This is a genomic window from Saccharopolyspora halophila (assembly GCF_039531955.1).
Lineage (GTDB): Bacteria > Actinomycetota > Actinomycetes > Mycobacteriales > Pseudonocardiaceae > Saccharopolyspora > Saccharopolyspora halophila.
The window spans coordinates 390,034-409,455 of sequence record NZ_BAAARA010000010.1 but is presented as its reverse complement, the minus strand read 5'-3'; the positions used below and the strand labels follow the sequence as shown (position 1 = coordinate 409,455).

The window sequence follows — 19,422 nt, the reverse complement described above, 5'->3', positions numbered from 1 at the left end:
GCGCGAGTTGCCGCGTCTCACTTCCGCGCTGGGTGAGCACCGGATGCGACCACCGGCGGACGTCTCGCCGGCGAGCAGGCGTGGATTCCTAGCGGGGCTGCGGGGCGGCACCGGCGAGGCCGGATGCGATCTGCGGGACGAGGTCCCCGAAGGTCGCCTGCAAGCGCTGCTTGGTCTCCTCGACCAGCACGGTGCCGAGGGGGTCGACGCAGTGCCGGAGCACCGCGGGATGCCGGGCCGGTGACTTGCAGATGAGGACCGCCAGCGTGCGCAACGCGGGCAGCAACGCCTTGGCGTCGGCGACGGCCGTCAGTCCCAGCGCGGTGCGGAGGTGTTCCCAGAGCCGGTCGACGCAGGCTTCGACGACGGCGCGCTCGATCTCGGCCCCGCCTTGCCGGGCGCACGTCTCGGTGACAGCGCGCGTCAGCTCACCCGGTACCGAATCGAGCGCGCGGTCGGCCTCTTCGACGAGCACGATGAGCTGCACCAGCAGTTCGCACCAGAAGTGATCCGCCATCGCTCTGCGGGTGCGGTTGCCGAGGGGACCCGTTCGCGCCTCGACGTCGTCGGGGACGCGTTTGATCACTTCGCCGAGCGCTTCGACCCGGTCGACCTCGGTGCGGGCGACGGCGAGCGCGCGTGCGGGGTTCGCGACGTCTTTCTGCCGAAGCTCTTTGGTGATTTCGGCGTGCTTCGGGCCGGTGCGGTCGGCTTTCGCGCGAAGCCAGTTGAGCAGATTGGCGCAGGCGGAACGAATCGCCGCCTTCCGCTGCGCCAGGGTCGGTTTCGGATTCTTCCGCGACCTGGCTTCCTGCCTGGCGGACTCCAGGTACCAGATCCGGTCAGCTTCCCGCTCGAAACTCCGCAGATCCTGCTGGTGTGCCTGCCTGACGAGCCGGATCGCACCGACCCAGCCATGTTGAGCACCTGCGCAATGGGTGCATTCGCAGGTGTCTCCGTTGGCCTTTTCGCAGCTGCTCGGATGTTCGCGGCCGTGCTGCAAACTCGCCCCCAACGGATTTCGGCAACGACCTCTCGGATGTTCCCGCCCGCCGAGGGACGGCCGTACCGCTGTCCCGGCGAAATGCGTCGAGCGGCAGCGTTCGCGGGTTCGCGTCGTGGAGCGGTTACTCGTCTCGGCTTCGGTGGGCGAACGCCTTCCCGAACGGGGTGAGGCCGTTCGCCGCAGCACGATTGCGACATTCGGTTCCGTCCATAAAGTCAGCCTTGTCCCTTCGAAGATCGGATGGTTAGCGTGTCCTCGCACCGACCAAACGATGACCGAAATCTCGAACACGACGATTTCCGGGGGTGCGTGCGTGCTCGGCAACGACGGCGAACATGCGCTGACCAGACGAACCCTGCTCGGCGCCGCGGTGCTCGGCGGGGTCTCGCTGGTTACCGCGTGCGGTAGCGGGCAGCGCGGCGAACTGCGCTACTGGAACCTCTTCTCCGGTGGCGACGGGGACACGATGAAGGCGATGCTCGCCGACTACCGCGCTGCGCATCCCCAGGTGCGGTTGCGCGATGTCACCCTGGAGTGGGGCGACCGGTACTACACCAAGCTCGCCATGGCCAGCGCGGCCGAACGGGCGCCGGACGTCGCCGCGCTGCACCTTGGCAGGTTGCCCGCCTTCGCGCCGGGCGGGCTCATCGACCCGATCGACCCGGACCTGTTGCGGCGGGCCGGGATCGGCGCGGAGCACTTCCCGAAGGGGCTGTGGAGACGATCCCACCACGACGGTCGCCTGTTCGCGATCCCGCTCGACACCCACCCCTTCGTGCAGTACTTCAACGTCGAGATCTGCCGCGAAGCCGGTCTCCTCGACGAGGACGACGTGCTGCGCCCGCCGAAGGGGCCGGAAGAGCTGCGCGCACAACTGCGCGCGACCAAGCGCGTCACCGGCTCGCACGGGCTGGTGCTGGAGACCGCGGGTGACGGCGTCGTTCCCTGGCGGCTGTTCTGGACGCTCTACCGCCAGGCGGGCGGAAACCTGCTCACCCCGGACGGGAAGCGCTCCGCGTTCGACGAGGCCAAGGTGCGCTCGATCCTGGAGTACCTGCAGTCGCTGCACGCCGAAGGCCTCACCTCGACCGGGCTCGACGCCGACGGCGCCATCGCGCTGTTCTCCAGCGAACGCGGCGGTTTCTTCTGGCAGGGCGAATGGGAGGTGCGGACGTTCCAGGAAGCCGAGATCCCGTTCAGCATGATGCGGTTCCCCGGGTTGTTCGGGCCGCCGCTGGCCGAGGCGGATTCGCACGCGTTCGTGCTGCCGCACCAGCCGGAGCGCACCGAGCAGCAGCAGCTGCTGATCTACGAGTTCGCCGCGCACCTGCTGCGCAACAGCGCGAGATGGGCCTCGGGCGGGCACATTCCCGCCTTCCTCCCGGTCACCAGCAGTCCCGAGTACACGCGGATGCGTCCGCAGTCGCTGTACCGGTCGGTGATCGACGACGTGCAGCTGGACCCGGAGGTGTGGTTCGCCGGGTCGGGCTCGCGGATGTGGACGGAACTGACCGCGATCCTCGGCCCGGTCATGGACGAGCGGATGTCGGTGGGCGCGGGCGTGGCGGCGATGCGCCGCGTGCTGCAGGACCTGCTGGACACCCCGAACCCGGTGGAATGAACGGAGGTTGCCAGCATGCTCTCGTCCGCGCGTGACCGAACCGGCTCGGGTGTGCTGTTCGTGCTGCCCTTCCTCGCCGTCTACGTGCTGTTCCTCGTGGTGCCGTTGGTGATGGGGCTGGCGGCCAGCCTGACCGACGTCGGCCTGACCGGTGGCCGGGCCGAGTTCGTCGGGCTGGACAACTTCGCCGAGGCGCTCACCGATTCGGCCGTGTGGCAGTCGTTCGGCGTCACGCTCGCCTTCACCGCGCTGAGCGCACCGCCGCTGATCGCGGTGGGTCTGGTGATGGCGCTGCTGACGCACCGGCTCGCCCCGGCGAGGTGGCTGTGGCGGATGGCGTTCTTCGCTCCCTACGTGCTGCCCTCCTCGGCGGTCGCGCTGATCTTCGTGTGGGTCCTGCAGCCCGGTTTCGGCCTGGCCGACGGCATCCTGGCCTGGTTCGGCATCGGACCGGTGGGCTGGCTGGCCGAGACCGTGCCCGCCATGGCCGGCGTCGTGCTCGCGACCGTGTGGTGGACCGTCGGGTTCAACTTCCTGCTGTACCTGGCCGCGTTGCAGGCGATCCCGGACGATCTCTACGAGGCCTCGGCGCTGGACGGCGCGGGCGCCTGGCGACAGCTGTGGAACATCACGCTGCCGATGCTGCGTCCCACCACCGGGCTGATCGCGGTGCTGCAGGTGCTGGCGTCGCTGAAGGTGTTCGACCAGTTCTACCTGATCACCAACGGCGGCCCGGTGCACAGCACGCGGCCCATCCTGCAGTACGTCTACGAGACCGGCTTCACCAACTACCGGATCGGCTACGCCTCCGCGGTCTCGTACGTGTTCTTCGCCGGCATCCTGCTGCTGACGCTGGCGCACTTCAGCATTCAACGCCGTCGTCGAGAGCGGGGCGAGCATGGCTGACCGCAGACCGAGCCCGGGAACCGCACTGCTGGCGCTGGTCGCCACCGCGCTCGCCGCGCTGTGGCTGCTGCCGCTGGCGTGGGCGCTGCTGACCTCGCTGAAGCCGGAGAGCGAGACCACCGACGTCCCGTTGCGCTGGCTGCCCAGCGAGTTCACCCTGGACGCCTACCGCGGTGTGCTGGCCAACGGCGACATCTGGATCTGGTTGCGCAACAGCGTGTTCACCGCAGGTATGGTCACGCTGCTGGTCGTGCTGCTGGCGAGCATGGCGGGATACGGCTTCTCCCGGATGGAATTCCGCGGCAGGCGGGTGCTCTTCGTCTTCGTCCTGGCGGGAATCCTGGTGCCCGCCGAGGTGCTGATCGTTCCGCTGTTCCAGGAGATGGTGTTCCTGGGGCTGGTCGACACCGCCTGGGGAATCATCCTGCCGCAGGTGGTGCTGCCCGCGATGGTTTACATCCTCAAGGTGTTCTTCGACGGGATCCCGCGCGAGCTCGAGGAAGCCGCTCTGATGGACGGGGCGAGCCGCTGGCGCGTCTACTGGCGGATCGTGCTGCCGCTGTCGCGCCCGGTGCTGGCCGCGGTCGCGATCTTCACCTTCATCACCACGTGGAACAACTTCTTCTGGCCGTTCATCGTCACCGCAGATCCCGCGTCGATGACCCTGCCGGTCGGGCTGGCGACCGTGCAGGGCAGCTACGGCGTGCGCTACGCGGAGGTGATGGCGACCGTGATCATCGCGGGATTGCCGCTGCTGCTGGTGTTCGCGCTGTTCCAGCGGCACATCGTGCGCGGCGTCGCGCACACCGGAATGGCCGGGCGTTGAGGGGAGATTCGACGATGTCAGGTGCCAGGGCCGAGCTGACCATCGATCCGGCGTTCGAGGTGGGGGAGGTGAACCCGCGGCTGTTCGGGTCGTTCGTGGAGCACCTGGGTCGCTGCGTCTACAGCGGGATCTACGAGCCGGACCACCCCACGGCCACCCCGGACGGGCTGCGCGGCGACGTGCTGGCGCTGATCGCCGAGCTGGGCGTCACGCTGGTGCGCTACCCGGGCGGGAACTTCGTGTCCGGGTACCGCTGGGAGGACGGCGTCGGCGAGCACCGCCCCCGGCGGCTGGACCCGGCGTGGTCGACGGTGGAGACCAACGAGTTCGGGCTGAACGAGTTCATGCGGTTCACCGGGGCGACCGGCGTCGAACCGATGATGGCCATCAACCTCGGCACGCGCGGCCCGCAGGAGGCCCGGGAGCTGCTGGAGTACTGCAACCACCCGGGCGGGACCGCGTGGTCGGACTGGCGCCGTTCGCACGGAGCGCCCGATCCGCACGGGATCAGCCTGTGGTGCCTGGGCAACGAGCTCGACGGGCCCTGGCAGATGGGCCACAAGACCGCCGAGGAGTACGGCCGCGTGGCCGCGGAAGCGGCGCGCGTGATGCGGATGACCGATCCCTCCGTGCGGCTGGTGGCCTGCGGCAGTTCCAACTCCGGGATGCCCACCTTCGGCGCGTGGGAAGCCACGGTGCTCGAGCACACCTACCGCCACGTGGACTACGTCTCCTGCCACGCCTACTACGAGGAGATCGACGGCGATGTCGACAGCTTCCTGGCGTCCGCGCAGGACATGGAGCACTTCATCGACTCCGTGGTGGCGACCTGCGACCACGTTCGGGCCAAGCACCGGCACGACAAGCGAATCCAGCTGTCCTTCGACGAGTGGAACGTCTGGTACCGGCGGTTGCGCGACGTCGACGCGGAACCGAAGTGGGAGGTCGCCCCGCGGCTGCTGGAGGACAACTACACGCTGACCGACGCGGTCGTGGTGGGCAGCCTGCTGGTGACGCTGCTGCGGCACTGCGATCGGGTGAGCGCGGCGTGCCTGGCGCAGCTGGTCAACGTGATCGCCCCGATCATGACCGAGCCGGGCGGACCGGCGTGGCGGCAGACCAGCTTCTACCCGTTCGCCGACGCCGCTCGGCACGGCCGGGGGCGGGTGCTGCGCGTCGAGCCCCGGTCGAGCCGCCAGGACACCGCTCAGTACGGCACCGTCGACCTGCTGCACTCGACGGCGGTGCGGGGCGAGGACGGTGCCGTGACCCTGTTCGCGGTCAACCGCTCCACCGATCGGTCGCTGGAGCTCACGGCCAACCTCCGGGCCACCGGTGCCCGCCGGGTGGCCGGCGCGACCACGCTCACCGATCGCGATCGGCACGCGCGCAACACCCGCGAGCAGCCCGGGCGGGTCCAGCCGCGGGCGCTGGACGAAGTGGTGCTGGAGGACGGTGTGGTCACCGCAGTGCTTCCACCGCTGTCCTGGAACGTCATCCGCATCGCCTGACCGCTCGGGCAACTCCGCCGGTCGCATTCCCGACGCGTTCAGCGCTGGGTGCGCAGAACCCTGATCACCAGCCCGACCGCGAACACCGCCAGTCCGGCCAGCACCGAGGTCGTCGGCAGCGTGCACGCGAGCACCAGGCAACCGGCGAACCCGGCGATGTTGAGCCAGCGCGGCCAGCGGCGTTCGCCGGCGGGCTGGGTGAACGCCGAGGCGTTCGCGATCGCGTAGTAGACGAGCACCCCGAAGCTGGAGAAGCCGATGACGCCGCGCAGATCGGTGACCAGCACCAGCACGATGACGATCGCCGCGAGCACGAGCTCGGCGCGGTGCGGCACCCGGAACCGGGGGTGCACAGCGGCCAGGTAGCGGGGGAGGTCACCGTGGCGGGCCATCGCCAGGCTGGTGCGCGCGATGCCCGCGATCAGCGCCAGCAGCGCCCCCAGGCTGGCCGCGGCGGCGCCGACCCGGACGACCGGGGTCAGCGCGCCGTGCCCGGCGGCGGCGAGCGCCTCGGCCAGGGGAGCGGTGCTGGTGGCCAGCTGCTGCGGACCGAGCACCAGCAGCACCGCCAGGCCGACCGCGGCGTAGATCGTGGCGGCCACCGGCAGCGCGAGCAGGATCGCTCGCGGGATCGTGCGCGCCGGGTCGCGGACCTCCTCGCCGAGGGTGGCGATCCGGGCGTAGCCGGCGAAGGCGAAGAAGATCAGCCCGGCGGCCTGCAGCACTCCCAGCGGGCCGTGCGGCAGCCACTGGTGCCCGTCGCCGGAGGCCGCGGGGAACGCGGCGATGCCGAAGAAGACCAGCACGGCCAGCACCACGGCCAGCAGAACCCTGGTCAGAGCGGCCGTGCGGGTGATGCCGATGTAGTTCACCGCAGCCAATCCGGCCACCGCCAGCGCCGCTGCCGGGCGCTCGAAACCGGGTGCGGCGTAGGCGGCGAAGGTCAGGGCCATCGCGGCGCAGCTGGCGGTCTTGCCGATGACGAAGCCCCAGCCCGCGATGAAGCCCCACCAGTGGCCGAGCCGCTCCCGGCCGTAGATGTAGGTCCCGCCCGAAGTGGGATGGGCGGCGGCCAGCTGCGCCGAGGCCACCGCGTTGCAGTAGGCGATCGCCGCGGCGAGGACCAGCGCGAACAGCAGCCCGCTGCCCGCCGCCGCCGCGGCGGGGGCGAACACCGCGAACACGCCCGCCCCGAGCATCGACCCGAGTCCGATCGTCGTGGCGTCGAAGGTGCCCAATCGCCGCGCGAGCGGCTCCCCGGAAGACGCCTGGTTCACCGACACTCCCATCGCCGCGGACTCGGGCGATCGTCTCACGCGGACGTTCAGCTCAGGACGAATCCCCGGTAACCCGCGTCGGCGACCTGATCGCACAGCACCCGGTAGTTGCCCACCCCGCCGACGTAGGGCATGAACACCTGCGGCTTGCCGGGCACGTTCGCACCCGTGTACCAGGAGGCCGCCGCGGGGAAGAGGGTCAGGTCCGCGACTTCGCCGACGTGCTCGCACCACTCGCGCTCCGCGTCCGCATCGGCTTCGCTGCGGGTGATGCCGCGCTCGCGCAGGTATCGGAGGTGATCCGCGATCCAGTCCACGTGCTGCTCGATGGAGACCATCATGTTGCTCAGCACCGACGGCGAGCCCGGTCCCGTGATGGTGAACAGGTTCGGAAAGCCCGCGGTGGCCAGCCCGAGGTAGGTCCGCGGGCCGTCGGCCCACTTCTCGCGCAGCGTCGCGCCGTCGGTGCCGCGGATGTCGATCCTGTTGAGCGGCCCGGTCATCGCGTCGTAGCCGGTGGCGAACACGATCATGTCGAACTCGAAATCGCGCCCGCCCTGGCGCAGCCCGGCGGGTGTGATCCGCTCGATCGGCCGGTCCCGAACGCTGACCAGATCCACGTTGTCCCGGTTGAAGCTCTCGTAGTACCCGGTGTCCACGCACAGGCGCTTCGTGCCGATCGGGAAGTCCTTCGGGCACAGCAGTTCCGCGGTCTCCGGGTCGTCGACGATCTCGCGGATGCGCTCGCGCACGTATTCCGCGGACAGCTCGTTGGCCACCGGGTCCGCCAAGGTGTCCTGGAAGATTCCCGGGAAGCCGAGCCCTCCTCGCTGCCAGTTTCGATCCAGCGCGGCGCGGAACTCCGCGCACGGCGTGTCCAGCGCGTTGCGCTCCAGCCGCTCGACCAGCAACCCGGAGAAGGACTGCCGCGACTCCTCGCGCAGCCGGGCGTAGTCGGCCTTCACGCGCTGCTGCTCCTGCTCGCTCAGCGGGCGGTTGCGGGCGGGCACGCTGAAGTTGGGGGTGCGCTGGAAAACTGTGAGGTGTTCGACCTCGGCGGCGATCGCGGTGATCGTCTGGATGCCCGACGAACCGGTTCCCACGACCGCGACCCGCTTGCCCGCGAACTCGACGGGCTCGTGCGGCCAGTGGCCGGTGTGGTGGGCCTCGCCGCGGAACTCGGCCAGGCCCGGGTACTCCGGCATCGCCGTCGCCGACAGGCACCCGACTGCGGTGATCAGGAACCGCGCGCTCACCGCGGCATCGGTGGTGCGTACCGTCCAGCGGTCACCGGCGGAGTCGAAATCCGCGCCCAGCACCTCGGTCTCGAACGAGATGTCGCGGCGCAGGTCGAAGCGATCGGCGACGTGCCGGGCGTAGTCCAGGATCTCCGGCTGCGCGGCGTAGCGCTCGGTCCACCGCCATTCCTGCTGCAGCTCCTCGGAGAAGGAATAGCTGTAGAACAGGCTCTCCACATCGCAGCGAGCACCGGGGTAGCGGCTCCAGTACCAGGTGCCGCCCACGTCGTCGGCGCGCTCGAAGACCCGGACTCGCAGACCGCTCTCGCGCAGGGTCTTGAGCATGTACATGCCCGCGAATCCCGCGCCGATGACGATGACGTCGTAGTCGGTGTCCTCTGCCATCGGCGAGACTCCTTCGCACGGCCGCACGACGAGTCGAGAATGCCTCGCGGGCAGGCGATGGGGCAAACGTGATGGCACGAACGGCGGCAGCGGCCGTTCGCGCCACCGGCATTCAGGGGCGGGACTTCGGGGCGTTCTCGGCGGTCTTGGCGGGGTCGGTGACGGCCACCGGCGCCAGGATCTCGTCCATGCGCGCGAGGAAGTCGGCGTCCAGCTCGACCCCGGCGGCCTGGACGTTCTCGCCGACCTGCTCCGGGCGGGAGGCCCCGACGATCGCCGAGGAGACGTTGTCGTTCTGCAGCACCCAGGCCACCGCCAGCTGCGCGGGCGACAACCCCACCTCGTCGGCCAGCGGGCGCAGCTGCTGCACCCGTTCCAGCACCTCGTCGCGCAGGTATCGGGACACGAACGAGGCGCCTCGCTCGTCGGTGGCCCGCGAGCCGGACGGCGGCTCGGTTCCCGGCAGGTACTTGCCGGTCAGCACGCCCTGGGCGATCGGGGAGAACACGATCTGGCCGATGCCCAGCTCGCGGCAGGTGGGCACGACCTCGCCCTCGATGACCCGCCACAGCGCCGAGTACTGCGGCTGGCTGGCCACCAGCGGGATCCGCAGCTCGCGGGCCATCGCGTGCCCGGCGCGAATCTGCTCGGCGGTCCACTCCGAGACGCCGATGTAGTGCGCCTTGCCGGAGCGCACCACGTCGGCGAAGGCCTCCATGACCTCCTCCAGCGGTGTCTCGGGGTCGTAGCGGTGCGCCTGGTACAGGTCGACGTAGTCGGTCCGCAGCCTGCGCAGCGAGTTGTCGATGGCCTCCATGATGTGCTTGCGCGAGAGCCCGCGGTCGTTCTTGCCGGGCCCGATCGGGTTGAAGACCTTGGTGAAGATCTCGACCCCCTCGCGGCGCTCCGGCTCCAGCGCACGCCCGAGCACCTCCTCGGCGGCTCCCTGGGCGTAGACGTCGGCGGTGTCGAAGCTGGTGATGCCTGCCTCCAGCGCGGCCCGCACGCACTCCACCGCGGTGTCCTCGGCCACCTGGGAGCCGTGCGTGAGCCAGTTGCCGTAGGTGATCTCGCTGATCACCATGCCGCTGTTGCCGAGACGCCGGTACTGCATCGATGTTCCTCCAGGATCGTCGTGGCGCGAGCCGCCGTGCGCAGCATATCCAGCCGATCCCGCCGCAGCTCGAACGCGATCCGATCATCGCTGGTCAGCTATTCGATCTTGCGTTCTCGGCCGAGGTTTCGGGAAGAAGTCCCTTGCGTTACGCGTCGCGAACCGCCAAAGTGTCAGCGCACGCCGTGCACGGGGCACGCCCCCTGTCGGAGTGTGGCCTGGCGAGACAACGGGGTCCCGCCAGGCGTCGTAAGAACCGCGCGGCCGCAGGTCCGCCGGAACGAAGAGGTCTGGTCAAGTGCGCAACAATCGGTGTCAGCGCCCCGGCGACGAACGCGCGGGGATCGCGCGCCTGCTCTTGAGGGCCGCCTGGTTACAGCTCCGCACCGCGTTCTTGCGCTGAGCAGGCGCTCACCTCGGCAGGCCGCTCGGCGGCGGAAGGTTTCGGACCCGCGGCGCGCACTTCCCGGCTATCCGGAGATGTCGCGCACGCTCGTCGCGCGACAAGCGCGAATCGGGTGGTGGCCGGGAAACGCTTGTGCTGATATTGCCGGTATGTCGAGGATTTTCCTGGAGACCCGGCGGCTCGTCCTGCGCGAGATCACCATGGACGACGCCGAGGACATCCGCCGGCTCAGCAGCGACACCGAGGTGATGCGCTACCTCAACGGCGGTCGCCCGCTGAGCAGGGAGGAATCCCTGGCGGAGATGCTGGAGTACTTCTCCCGGTACGCGCGCTTCGGCGGTCACGGCAACTGGGCCGCGATCGACCGGGCGAGCGGGTGGTTCCTCGGCATGTTCAAGTTCCACCCGGAGAACGAGTCGGCCCCGGACAGTTTCGAGCTCGGTTACCGGATCAGCAGGCGTGCCTGGGGCAGAGGGCTGGCCACGGAAGGTTCGATCGCCCTGGTGCGCAAGGCGTTCACCGAGCTCGGACTGAATCGTGTTTGGGCGCAGGCGATGGCGATCAACCAGGGCTCGCGACGCGTGCTGGAGAAGGCGGGACTGCGCTACGTGCGCACCTTCGCCCAGGACGGCACCGTCGCAGGCGACGAGCACGGCGGCGTCGTGTACGCCACCACTCGCCGGGAGTGGCTCGCCGAGCGCGCTCGCGGCACGGTGAGCGGTGCGGGATAGCCCGAGGGGCGCGCGGTTGCAGGAGCCCCGCACGCCCCCTCGGATCACTCGTAGCGCAGCCCGAAGCCGTACGGGAACAGCGGCCGCTGCCCGTCTCCGTCGTTGATCGGCTGCTGGTCGAACGACGACATCCAGGTCATCGGCAGCGTGCCCGTCGGGTTGTAGTCGCCGAAGAGCACGTCGGCGACGCCGGCTCCCTCGGTGCCCGGCAGCCAGGAGGCGACCAGCGCGTCCCAGTTCGACACGTGCTCGGCGATGTCCAGCGGACGGCCTGAGACCGTCACGGCGATCACGGGGACCCCGCTGGCTTCCAGTCTGGACAGCGTGGCCAGGTCTTCCTGGTCGAGGCCGAGCCCGTCGGGCCGGTCGCCCTCGTACTCGGCGTAGGGCGTCTCGCCGACCACCGCGATCGCGGCGTCGTAGCTGTCGTCGACGCCGCGGCCGTGGCGGTCGTAGGTGATCTCGGTGCGCTCACCGGCGACCTGGCGGATGCCTTCGAGAATGGTGGTTCCCGGCGTGATCGGGCCGCTCTCGCCCTGCCAGGTCATCGTCCAGCCGCCGCTCTGGTTGCCGATGTCGTCGGCGTTCTTGCCCGCCACGAACAGCTTGCCGTCGTTCTTGGCCAGCGGCAGCACGTCGCCGTCGTTCTTGAGCAGCACCTGCGATTCGCGCACCGCTTGGCGGGCGAGGTCCCGGTGCTCCTGGCTGCCCACCGTCCGGGTGTACTTGCGCTCGGTGAAGGGCTTCTCGAACAGTCCGAGCTCGAACTTCTTGGTAAGGATGCGGCGGTTGGCGTCGTCGATGCGTTCCATCGGCACCCGGCCGGCTTCGACCTCGCCCTTGAGGGTGTCCACGAACTTCCGCCACTCCGAGGAGATCATGACCATGTCGATGCCCGCGTTGATCGAGTCGCGGACCTCCTCGGCGGTGAAGCCCTCCTGGCCGTCGATCTTGTCGATCGCGTCGTAGTCCGAGAGCACGAAGCCGGAGTAGCCCAGCTCGCCCTTGAGCACGTCGTTGATCAGGTAGTCGCTGGCGTGCAGCTTCTCGCCGTTCCAGCTGCTGTAGGAGATCATCACCGAACCCGCGCCGCGCTCGATGGCGGCCTTGAACGGCGGCAGGTGGACCTCGCGCAGTTCCTGCTCGGACATCTCGGCGTTGCCCTGGTCATCACCGCCGGTGGTGCCGCCGTCGCCGATGTAGTGCTTGGCGGTGGCCAGCACCGAAGCCGGCCCGTCCAGCCGTCGTCCCTGCAACCCGTCGATCACCGAGGTCATCGCGGTGGGGCGTTCCGGGGTCTCGCCGAACGATTCGTAGGTGCGTCCCCACCGGTCGTCGCGGGCCACGCACAGGCAGGGGGCGAAGTTCCAGTCGATGCCGGTGCCCGCGACCTCCTCGGCGGTGGCGCGGCCGATGTCCTGCGCCAGTTGCGGATCGTTCGCGGCGCCGAGGCCGATGTTGTGCGGGAAGATGGTCGCGCCGTGCACGTTGTTGTGCCCGTGCACCGCGTCGACGCCGTAGATGACCGGAATCCCGAGCGGGGTGGAGGTCGCGGCCTTCTGGTAGGCGTCGTACATGTCCGCCCACGACTTGGCGTTGTTGGTCTCCGGACCCGAGCCGCCGCCGCTGAGGATCGAGCCGAGGCGGGCGTCGGCGGCGGTCTGCGGGTCGGCGGAGGCGCGTTCGGCCTGGGTCATCTGACCGATCTTGTCCTCGAGCGTCATCCGCGACATCAGGTCGTCGACGCGATCGGCGACCGGAGCCTTCTTGTCCAAGTACTCCGGCTGGGTCGCTGCCGCGGCCGGGACGAACGCCGTGGTGCAGGCGACGGCGAGGCCTGCGACCAGGAGGCGCGCTCGGCCGCTGAAGCATCTGGCCATGGTGCTTCTCCTCTGCGGTTGAATGCACTGCGTTGGGTGACCGCACGCTGTCCCACCAGCCAGAACTCGATGGCGAGAACTCGCCGGTGGCACGGACGAACGGGTCGGGACCGATATTGTGAGAGCGCTCTCAGATTGCTCGGAGCCCGCTGCGGTCGGCCGAAACTAGCACCGGTGACAGCGGTGATCGCCGCCTTGGCGGAATCCAGCCATCGGGGAGCGAACGGACAGATCGACGGTTCGTTCTCGCGGCTCGTGCGTGCTGCAGAGCACGGGCCGCGCGCCGTCGGAATTTTCCACGACCGCAGTGGTCGCTCGTCGAGGAGTGGTTCACGTGAGACGGATGGCCGGTTCCCCGCGCGGTGGCGCGGTGCTGCTGACCGGAGCGCTGCTGGCGTCCGCGCTGACGGCGCAGGCAGCCGCCGCGGCTCCGACGGTTGAGGTGTGGCGGACGACGGGTGACGGGAGCGTGCTGCTCGCCCGGCAAGCCGATGCGGAGTTCGGCACCGGCGGCGGGGCCGCGACGGTCATCGACGTCGACGAGACCACGAGCTACCAGACCATCGACGGTTTCGGGGCCGCGTTCACCGACTCCGCGGCGCACCTGGTCAACGACGAGCTGGCCCCGGCCGCCCGCGACGAGCTGATGACCGACCTGTTCGGCGCCGACGGGATCGGGCTCAGCATGCTGCGGCAGCCGTTGGGCGCCAGCGACTTCACCCACGACGGCGACTACACCTACGACGACACGTGCTGCGATCTCTCCGACCTGTCGGTCGTTCGCGACCGGGACGACGTCCTTCCGCTGGTGCGGCAGGCCAAGCGGATCAACCCGGAGCTCAAGCTGATCGGCACGCCGTGGAGCGCTCCGGCCTGGATGAAGACCAACGAAGATCTCGACGGTGGTGCGCTGCGGCCGGAGAACAACGGGCTGCTGGCCGACTACCTGGTCGGCACCGCGCAGGCCTACGCCGACGCCGGGCTGCCGCTGGACTACCTGAGCGTGCAGAACGAGCCGTACCACCCGGAAACCCCGGACGGCGGCGCCGGTTACCCGTCGATGCACATGGATCCCGCGCAGCAGGCCGCGATCATCGGTGACGAGCTCGGGCCGAAGCTGGCCGAGGCGGGGTTGGGCACGAAGATCCTGGCCTGGGACCACAACTGGGACCATCCGGAGTACCCGGCGCAGGTCGTCGACGACCCCGAAGCCGGGCGGCACACCGCGGGCGCCGCTTTCCACTGCTACGGCGGATCGGTCGGCGCGCAGCGCGAATTCCACCAGGAGCACCCGGACAAGGGGACGTGGCTGACCGAGTGCTCGGGCGGTGCGTGGTCACCGGATTTCGCGGACAACCTCGAGTGGAACACCCGAAATCTGATCATCGGCGGCATCCGGAACTGGGCCAAGGGCGTGACGTTCTGGAACATCGCCCTGGACCAGAACCACGGCCCGACCAACGGCGGGTGCACCGACTGCCGGGGCGTGGTCACGGTCGACACCGAAACCGGCCAGGTGCACCGCAACGTCGAGTACTACGTGCTCGGCCACGTCGCGAAGTTCGTGCGTCCGGGCGCCACCCGGATCGAGTCCACGAGCAACCCGGAAGACATCGAGACGGTGGCATTCCGCAACCCCGGCGGCGGAATCGTGCTGCTGGCGCTCAACTCCGCGGGCGCCGAGCGGAGCTTCCAGGTCCGACACCGCGGTCGGAGCTTCGAGCACACGCTGCCCGCCGGGGCGGTCACGACCTTCACGTGGCAGCCGTGACGACCGTGCCGAGAACCGGGGAGGTGAGCCCGCCGCGCCCGTCCCGAGCGCGGCGGGCCGGTGCTCAGCTTCCGGTGGTCACGACCAGGCCCCGCAGCACGTAGCCGCCGATGGCGTCGTTGAACGACACGCGGGGCTCGGATACCATCCGCACGCCCGGCAGCGCGAACAGCCGGGTGAGGAACACGTCGGTTTCCAGCATCGCGATGTTGTTGCCGGGGCAGCGGTGCGCGCCGTCGCCGAACGACATGCCCGGCGCCGTGCCCTCGTTGATCTCCCTGCCCGGGCAGATGGACCGCGGTAGCTCGCCCATGGTCGCGGGGTCGAGGTTGGTCGCGGTGACCTCGATGTCGACGGTTTCGCCCGCGGCGACCGCGACGCTCTCGCCGTCGGAACCGGGCAGCTCGATGTCCGCGGTGGCGCGCCGCTTGAGGTTGGACACCACCGGCTCCAGCCGCAGCAGCTCGTGCAGGATGGCGATCCGGTCGGTCTCCTCGGCGGCCAGGTACCGCTCGCGCAGCGCCTCGTCGGTGAACAGGTGCCACGCGGCGAGGTTGATGAACTCGCGGGTGGTGACCATGCCCGCTGCGGCGAAGGTGATGCACTCGCCGAGGATTTCGGCCGGCGAGCAGCCCTCGTCGAGCAGGTGCGAGACCACATCGTCCGCGCGCTGCTTGCGGCGCGCGCGCACCGAGGGCAGCACGTCCATGATGAAGATGCCGCCGTAGTTGACCGCCTGCCGCCACACCCAGTAGAGGCCGTGCAGGCTGGTGAATCCGGGCTCGCCGAACTCCTCGGGGAAGAAGCGCTCGAGGCGATGCGCGAGTCCGGGGGTGGATTTGAGACCGATGACCGCGCTGGCCACGTCGACCGCCAAGCCGAAGCTCAGGTCGGACAGGTCGACGCCCGGTGCGGCGATCTTCGCGAGCTGGGTCTGCGAGGCCCGATGCATCAGCTCGCGGTAGGAGTCGTCGACCTTGCGCGGCGTGAAGTACTTCGCGGTCTGCCTGCGGTGCTCGCGATGCTCCGGACCGTCCCGGTACAGGACCGGGCGCCGGATCTTGGCCGGCATCTTCTCGATGGTCTCCACGCCGAGCCCGGCCTGCACGGTTTCGGTGTGGCGCAGCAGGGCGCGCGCGGCGGCGTGTCCGCGGACCCGCCACACGCCGTCCTCGCCGCGACTGACCGGGCAGCCGTCGCCGGCTTCCTCACCTCGCTTGATCTTTCGTGCGTCCGTGCCGTCGCTGGGGGGCATCTGTGGAATCGCTCCCTTCCGGAGCCGCGCGCAGGAGCATGATCCACTTTCTCTAGCATTCGCGGCGCGTCGCGAACAGCCCGGCGCCGGTATTCGTAGTCGAAACTTCACTCAGAGCTACCGTTCCCGGTCGCACGCCCGTGCAAGAAGGAATTCCACACCCAATAGGATGACCCAAACCGACCGACGTCGGGATGGGAGTTGCGCACCGTGCAGTGGGATTTCGGGCCGTACCGGGTGGATGGGCTGATCGCCCGCGGCGGCATGGGCGAGATCGTGCGGGCCTACGACACCAGGCACGATCGGATCGTCGCGCTGAAGCTGCTCGCCCCGCACCTGGCGGCCGACGAGGAGTTCCGCGAGCGCTTCAAGCGGGAGGCGCACGCTGCCGGGCGTCTCAGCGAGCCGCACGTCATCCCGATCCACGGCTACGGCGAGATCGACGGCCGGTTGTACCTGGACATGCGGCTGGTGGAGGGGCAGGACCTCGGCGCGCTGCTGGCTGCCCGGGGGCGGATGCGGCCTGCCGATGTGGTCGCCGTCCTCGACCAGGTGGCCCAGGCGCTCGACGCGGCGCACCGGGAAGGCCTGGTGCACCGCGACGTCAAACCGTCGAACGTGCTGATCGGGCAGAGCGGCTTCGCCTACCTGGTCGACTTCGGCATCGCGGCTTCGTTGCGCGACTCGGTCAACCGCACCTCCGGCAGCACCACCATCGGCACGGTCTCCTACATGGCTCCGGAGCGGTTCGGCGGGCGCCCGTACGACCACCGAGCCGATGTCTACTCGCTGGCGTGCGTGCTGCACGAGTGCCTCACCGGGACCAAGCCGTTCGAGGATCAGGCGGTGGAAGCCCTGATCTACGCCCACCTGCACCGGCAGCCGCCCCGTCCCTCGGAGGTGTGCGCGGACGTTCCGCGGGCCTTCGACGAGGTGGTGGCCACCGGGATGGCCAAGGACCCGGCCGACCGGTTCGGCACCGTGGGGGAGCTGGTGCAGGCCGCGCGCCGGGCACTGCACGGCACGCTGCCGATGCACGCTGGCGCCGAGGTCGCGCCCGGCAGGTCCAAGTGGCCGATGGTGCTGGTCGGGGTCGGCGCGTTGGCGGTGCTGGCGGGAATCACGGCGGCAGTCGCCACCTTGCAGCCCGAGCGGGAGCGGCCCGCGCCGATCACGGCGCCGAGCTCGGGGGAACAGCAGCCCATTCGCTCGCATCCGCAGTTGGTCCCACCGGTGCCCTCCGGCCTGTCCGGGGTGCCCGCTCCCACTCCGGAAGGTGAGCGGGTCGAGGCCCCGGATGCCGAAGCCTCCCCGGCATCGCCCGGTGCGACCAGCGAGGTCTCGACCGCTCCGACACCGTCGGCGACCGCCACGACCAGCAAGGCGCCTGCCCCGAAGATCTGCGAGAGGATCTTCGTCGGGGGCGAGCCGCGCGGTGCGGGCTGCTTCTACGCCGTGGGCGACAAGCTCACCGCGCGCGATCTCTCCGGGGACGGCAAGTCGGTTCGGACCGTCGCCGAGACCGGCTACGGCCGGACGGTGCGGTGCAGCGATACCAACACCGCCGCCGGTGGCCCGGTGACCTGCGGGTACAACCTCAAGGAGAGCGGCAGGGTCCGCATCCAGATCCAGCTGTGGGACGACGGTGCGAAGGTCGGTTCGACGCCCTGGAGCAAGTACGTCCCGATCGGGCAGTAGCGGTCGCGGAAGCCTTCCGGGATCCTGCGAACTCGCTCGATGGGCTCGGTTCGTCGGTCCGCCGTTCGAGGTGCCGCACTCGCGCTCGCGCCTCGCAGCGGCGCGACCCATCGAGCAGCGGCGGCGCGGGACGGAGCAGATGGCTGACGAGGTGAGCAGGCGAAGCCTGTTGTTCGGAGCTGCGGGCCTCGCGGTGGGCGCGGGGGCGATCGGTGGAATGGCCCGCACCAGGCTGAGCTCCGGCGGTGCCGGTGCCTCGGGAGGCCCGAGCCGGGTGCTGGCACGCGCGGAGGAGGTCTCCCGCGCGGAGGAGGCGCGCAGCCGCACCGGCGAAGTGGTCACCAGGACCCTGCGGGCCGAGCCGACCCGGGTGGACCTCGGCGGCCGGGTGGTGGACACGTTGGCCTACAACGGGCAGGTTCCCGGCCCTGAACTGCGTTGCGCGGCGGGCGACCGGCTGCGGGTCGAGCTGGACAACCGGCTGCCCGATCCGTCCCACCGTGCACTGGCACGGGCTGGCCATCCGCAAATGACATGGACGGCGTCCCCAACCTCACCCAGGACCCGGTGCGGCCGGGATCGACCAAGACCTACGAGTTCACCGTGCCGGACCCGGGCACCTACTGGTCGCACCCGCACGTGGGCGTGCAGCGCGCGCACGGGTTGCACGCGCCGCTGATCGTCGAGGATCGGCACGAGCGCGGGGATTACGACGCCGAGTTCGTCGTGGTGCTCGACGACTGGCTGGACGGGATGGCGGCCGCACCGGAGCAGGTGCGCGGCACGCTGCGCGCCGCGAAGGGCATGCACCCCGGATACCGCACCGACGTCGAGGAAGGGCGGATCGAGGACCGCTCGGGCACCTGGGAGTACGACGTGCCCGAAGCGCTGGCCGAGCCGCCCGCCGGGGTCGAACCGGAGCCACCGCAGGCTCGCCTCAAGAGACAGGTGGACTACCCGGCGTACCTGATCAACGGTCGGCTGCCGACCGACCCGCAGACCTTCACCGGCAACGGGCGTGCGCGCATCCGGCTGATCAACGCATCGGGCTCGACGGTCTTCCGCGTCGCGCTCGGCGAGCACCGGCTGACGGTCACGCACACCGACGGCTTCCCGGTCGAGCCGGTCGAGGTGGACACCCTCCAGCTCGGGTCGGGGGAGCGCTACGACGTCGTCACCGACCTCAAATCCGGCGTGTTCCCGCTGGTCGGCGTCGCCGAAGGCAAGAAGGCCCAGGCGTTCGCGGTCGTGCGCACGTCGAAGGCGGGCAGCGCTCCGCAGCCGACTGCTCAGCCCGGAGGACTCGGCGGCGAGCTGCTGTGGCTGACCGATCTGCGCGCCACCGCCGAGGTGGACACCGGGAGCGGGACCGCGGGCAAGACCGGCACGCTCTACCTCACCGGCGACATGATGCGGTTCGGCTGGAGCATCAACGCCAAGGCCTACGATCCGGACCGGCCGTTCACCAGCGTCGAGCCGCTGGACATTCGCGAGGGCGAGCCGGTGCGGCTGGACTTCGTCAATCAGGGCAACATGTACCACCCGGTGCACCTGCACGGGCACACCTTCGCCGTTCGCGAGATCGCCGACATCGCCGGCGGAGCACCCACGCGGCTGCCGAGGGGAACCCGCAAGGACACGGTGATGGTCGCCCCGGGCAGGCGGGTCGGCGTCGACTTCACCGCCGACAATCCTGGTCAGTGGCTCGTGCACTGCCACAACGCCTACCACGTGGCCACCGGCATGGCCTCGCTCGTCTCCTACGTCCGCTAGGCGC

Annotated in this window: 14 protein-coding genes and 1 pseudogene; 9 read left to right on the top strand and 6 right to left on the bottom strand. The window is 69.9% G+C overall.

Going from position 1 to position 19,422, the window contains the following annotated elements; genetic code table 11:
- Positions 1–88: 88 nt before the first annotated feature.
- Positions 89–1,003, bottom strand: coding sequence for a hypothetical protein (locus ABD289_RS17570; RefSeq protein WP_344133498.1), 915 nt, complete (start codon positions 1,001–1,003; stop codon positions 89–91).
- A gap of 274 nt (positions 1,004–1,277) precedes the next feature.
- Here ABD289_RS17570 and ABD289_RS17565 point away from each other — a divergent pair, with 274 nt between their 5' ends.
- Genes ABD289_RS17565 through arfA form a run of 4 tightly spaced genes read left to right on the top strand, consistent with a single transcriptional unit; the run spans position 1,278 to position 5,870 of the window.
- On the top strand, positions 1,278–2,627 hold the full coding sequence (locus ABD289_RS17565) for an extracellular solute-binding protein (protein WP_344133494.1): 1,350 nt from the start codon (positions 1,278–1,280) through the stop codon (positions 2,625–2,627).
- A 15-nt stretch (positions 2,628–2,642) separates the two neighbouring features.
- Positions 2,643–3,533 (top strand): carbohydrate ABC transporter permease, encoded by an 891-nt coding sequence (locus ABD289_RS17560; RefSeq protein WP_344133491.1) that lies wholly within the window; start codon positions 2,643–2,645, stop codon positions 3,531–3,533.
- Positions 3,526–4,359, top strand: coding sequence for a carbohydrate ABC transporter permease (locus tag ABD289_RS17555; protein ID WP_344133489.1), 834 nt, complete (start codon positions 3,526–3,528; stop codon positions 4,357–4,359). The genes ABD289_RS17560 and ABD289_RS17555 overlap by 8 nt, the downstream gene beginning before the upstream one ends.
- A gap of 14 nt (positions 4,360–4,373) precedes the next feature.
- Positions 4,374–5,870, top strand: a complete 1,497-nt coding sequence (arfA, locus tag ABD289_RS17550; protein WP_344133487.1) for an arabinosylfuranosidase ArfA — start codon at positions 4,374–4,376, stop codon at positions 5,868–5,870.
- A 38-nt stretch (positions 5,871–5,908) separates the two neighbouring features.
- Here arfA and ABD289_RS17545 read toward each other — a convergent pair whose 3' ends face one another.
- The 3 genes from ABD289_RS17545 to ABD289_RS17535 all read right to left on the bottom strand — a co-directional run bounded on the left by ABD289_RS17545 (position 5,909) and on the right by ABD289_RS17535 (position 9,904).
- Positions 5,909–7,159: an APC family permease gene (locus ABD289_RS17545; protein WP_425564717.1), complete on the bottom strand. Its 1,251-nt coding sequence runs from the start codon at positions 7,157–7,159 to the stop codon at positions 5,909–5,911.
- A 35-nt stretch (positions 7,160–7,194) separates the two neighbouring features.
- A complete protein-coding gene (locus ABD289_RS17540; protein ID WP_344133482.1) occupies positions 7,195–8,790 on the bottom strand; it encodes a flavin-containing monooxygenase in 1,596 nt (531 codons plus the stop codon).
- Positions 8,791–8,902: 112 nt separating this feature from the next.
- A complete protein-coding gene (locus ABD289_RS17535) occupies positions 8,903–9,904 on the bottom strand; it encodes an aldo/keto reductase family protein (RefSeq protein ID WP_344133479.1) in 1,002 nt (333 codons plus the stop codon).
- Positions 9,905–10,459: 555 nt separating this feature from the next.
- On the opposite strand from ABD289_RS17535, the gene ABD289_RS17530 reads away from it, so the two are divergent.
- Positions 10,460–11,041 carry a GNAT family N-acetyltransferase gene (locus ABD289_RS17530; RefSeq protein ID WP_344133476.1) on the top strand — a complete coding sequence of 194 codons (582 nt, stop codon included), beginning with the start codon at positions 10,460–10,462 and terminating at the stop codon, positions 11,039–11,041.
- A gap of 44 nt (positions 11,042–11,085) precedes the next feature.
- On the opposite strand, the gene ABD289_RS17525 is transcribed toward ABD289_RS17530, so the two are convergent.
- Positions 11,086–12,921 carry a glycoside hydrolase family 3 protein gene (locus ABD289_RS17525; protein ID WP_344133473.1) on the bottom strand — a complete coding sequence of 612 codons (1,836 nt, stop codon included), beginning with the start codon at positions 12,919–12,921 and terminating at the stop codon, positions 11,086–11,088.
- Between the two features lie 343 nt (positions 12,922–13,264).
- Between ABD289_RS17525 and ABD289_RS17520 the strand changes: the two genes are divergently transcribed.
- Positions 13,265–14,692, top strand: a complete 1,428-nt coding sequence (locus ABD289_RS17520) for a glycoside hydrolase family 30 protein (RefSeq protein WP_344133679.1) — start codon at positions 13,265–13,267, stop codon at positions 14,690–14,692.
- Between the two features lie 64 nt (positions 14,693–14,756).
- On the opposite strand, the gene ABD289_RS17515 is transcribed toward ABD289_RS17520, so the two are convergent.
- Positions 14,757–15,947 (bottom strand): cytochrome P450, encoded by a 1,191-nt coding sequence (locus ABD289_RS17515; protein WP_344133470.1) that lies wholly within the window; start codon positions 15,945–15,947, stop codon positions 14,757–14,759.
- Positions 15,948–16,157: 210 nt separating this feature from the next.
- Here ABD289_RS17515 and ABD289_RS17510 point away from each other — a divergent pair, with 210 nt between their 5' ends.
- The 3 genes and pseudogenes from ABD289_RS17510 to ABD289_RS17505 all read left to right on the top strand — a co-directional run bounded on the left by ABD289_RS17510 (position 16,158) and on the right by ABD289_RS17505 (position 19,418).
- Positions 16,158–17,645: a serine/threonine-protein kinase gene (locus ABD289_RS17510; protein WP_344133676.1), complete on the top strand. Its 1,488-nt coding sequence runs from the start codon at positions 16,158–16,160 to the stop codon at positions 17,643–17,645.
- Between the two features lie 139 nt (positions 17,646–17,784).
- Positions 17,785–18,126, top strand: a pseudogene (locus tag ABD289_RS25365) (multicopper oxidase domain-containing protein); the annotation flags it as partial.
- Complete coding sequence (locus tag ABD289_RS17505) at positions 18,084–19,418, top strand: multicopper oxidase family protein (RefSeq protein WP_344133467.1); 1,335 nt, start codon at positions 18,084–18,086, stop codon at positions 19,416–19,418. The pseudogene ABD289_RS25365 and the gene ABD289_RS17505, both read left to right, overlap by 43 nt.
- The last annotated feature ends 4 nt before the right edge of the window (positions 19,419–19,422 follow it).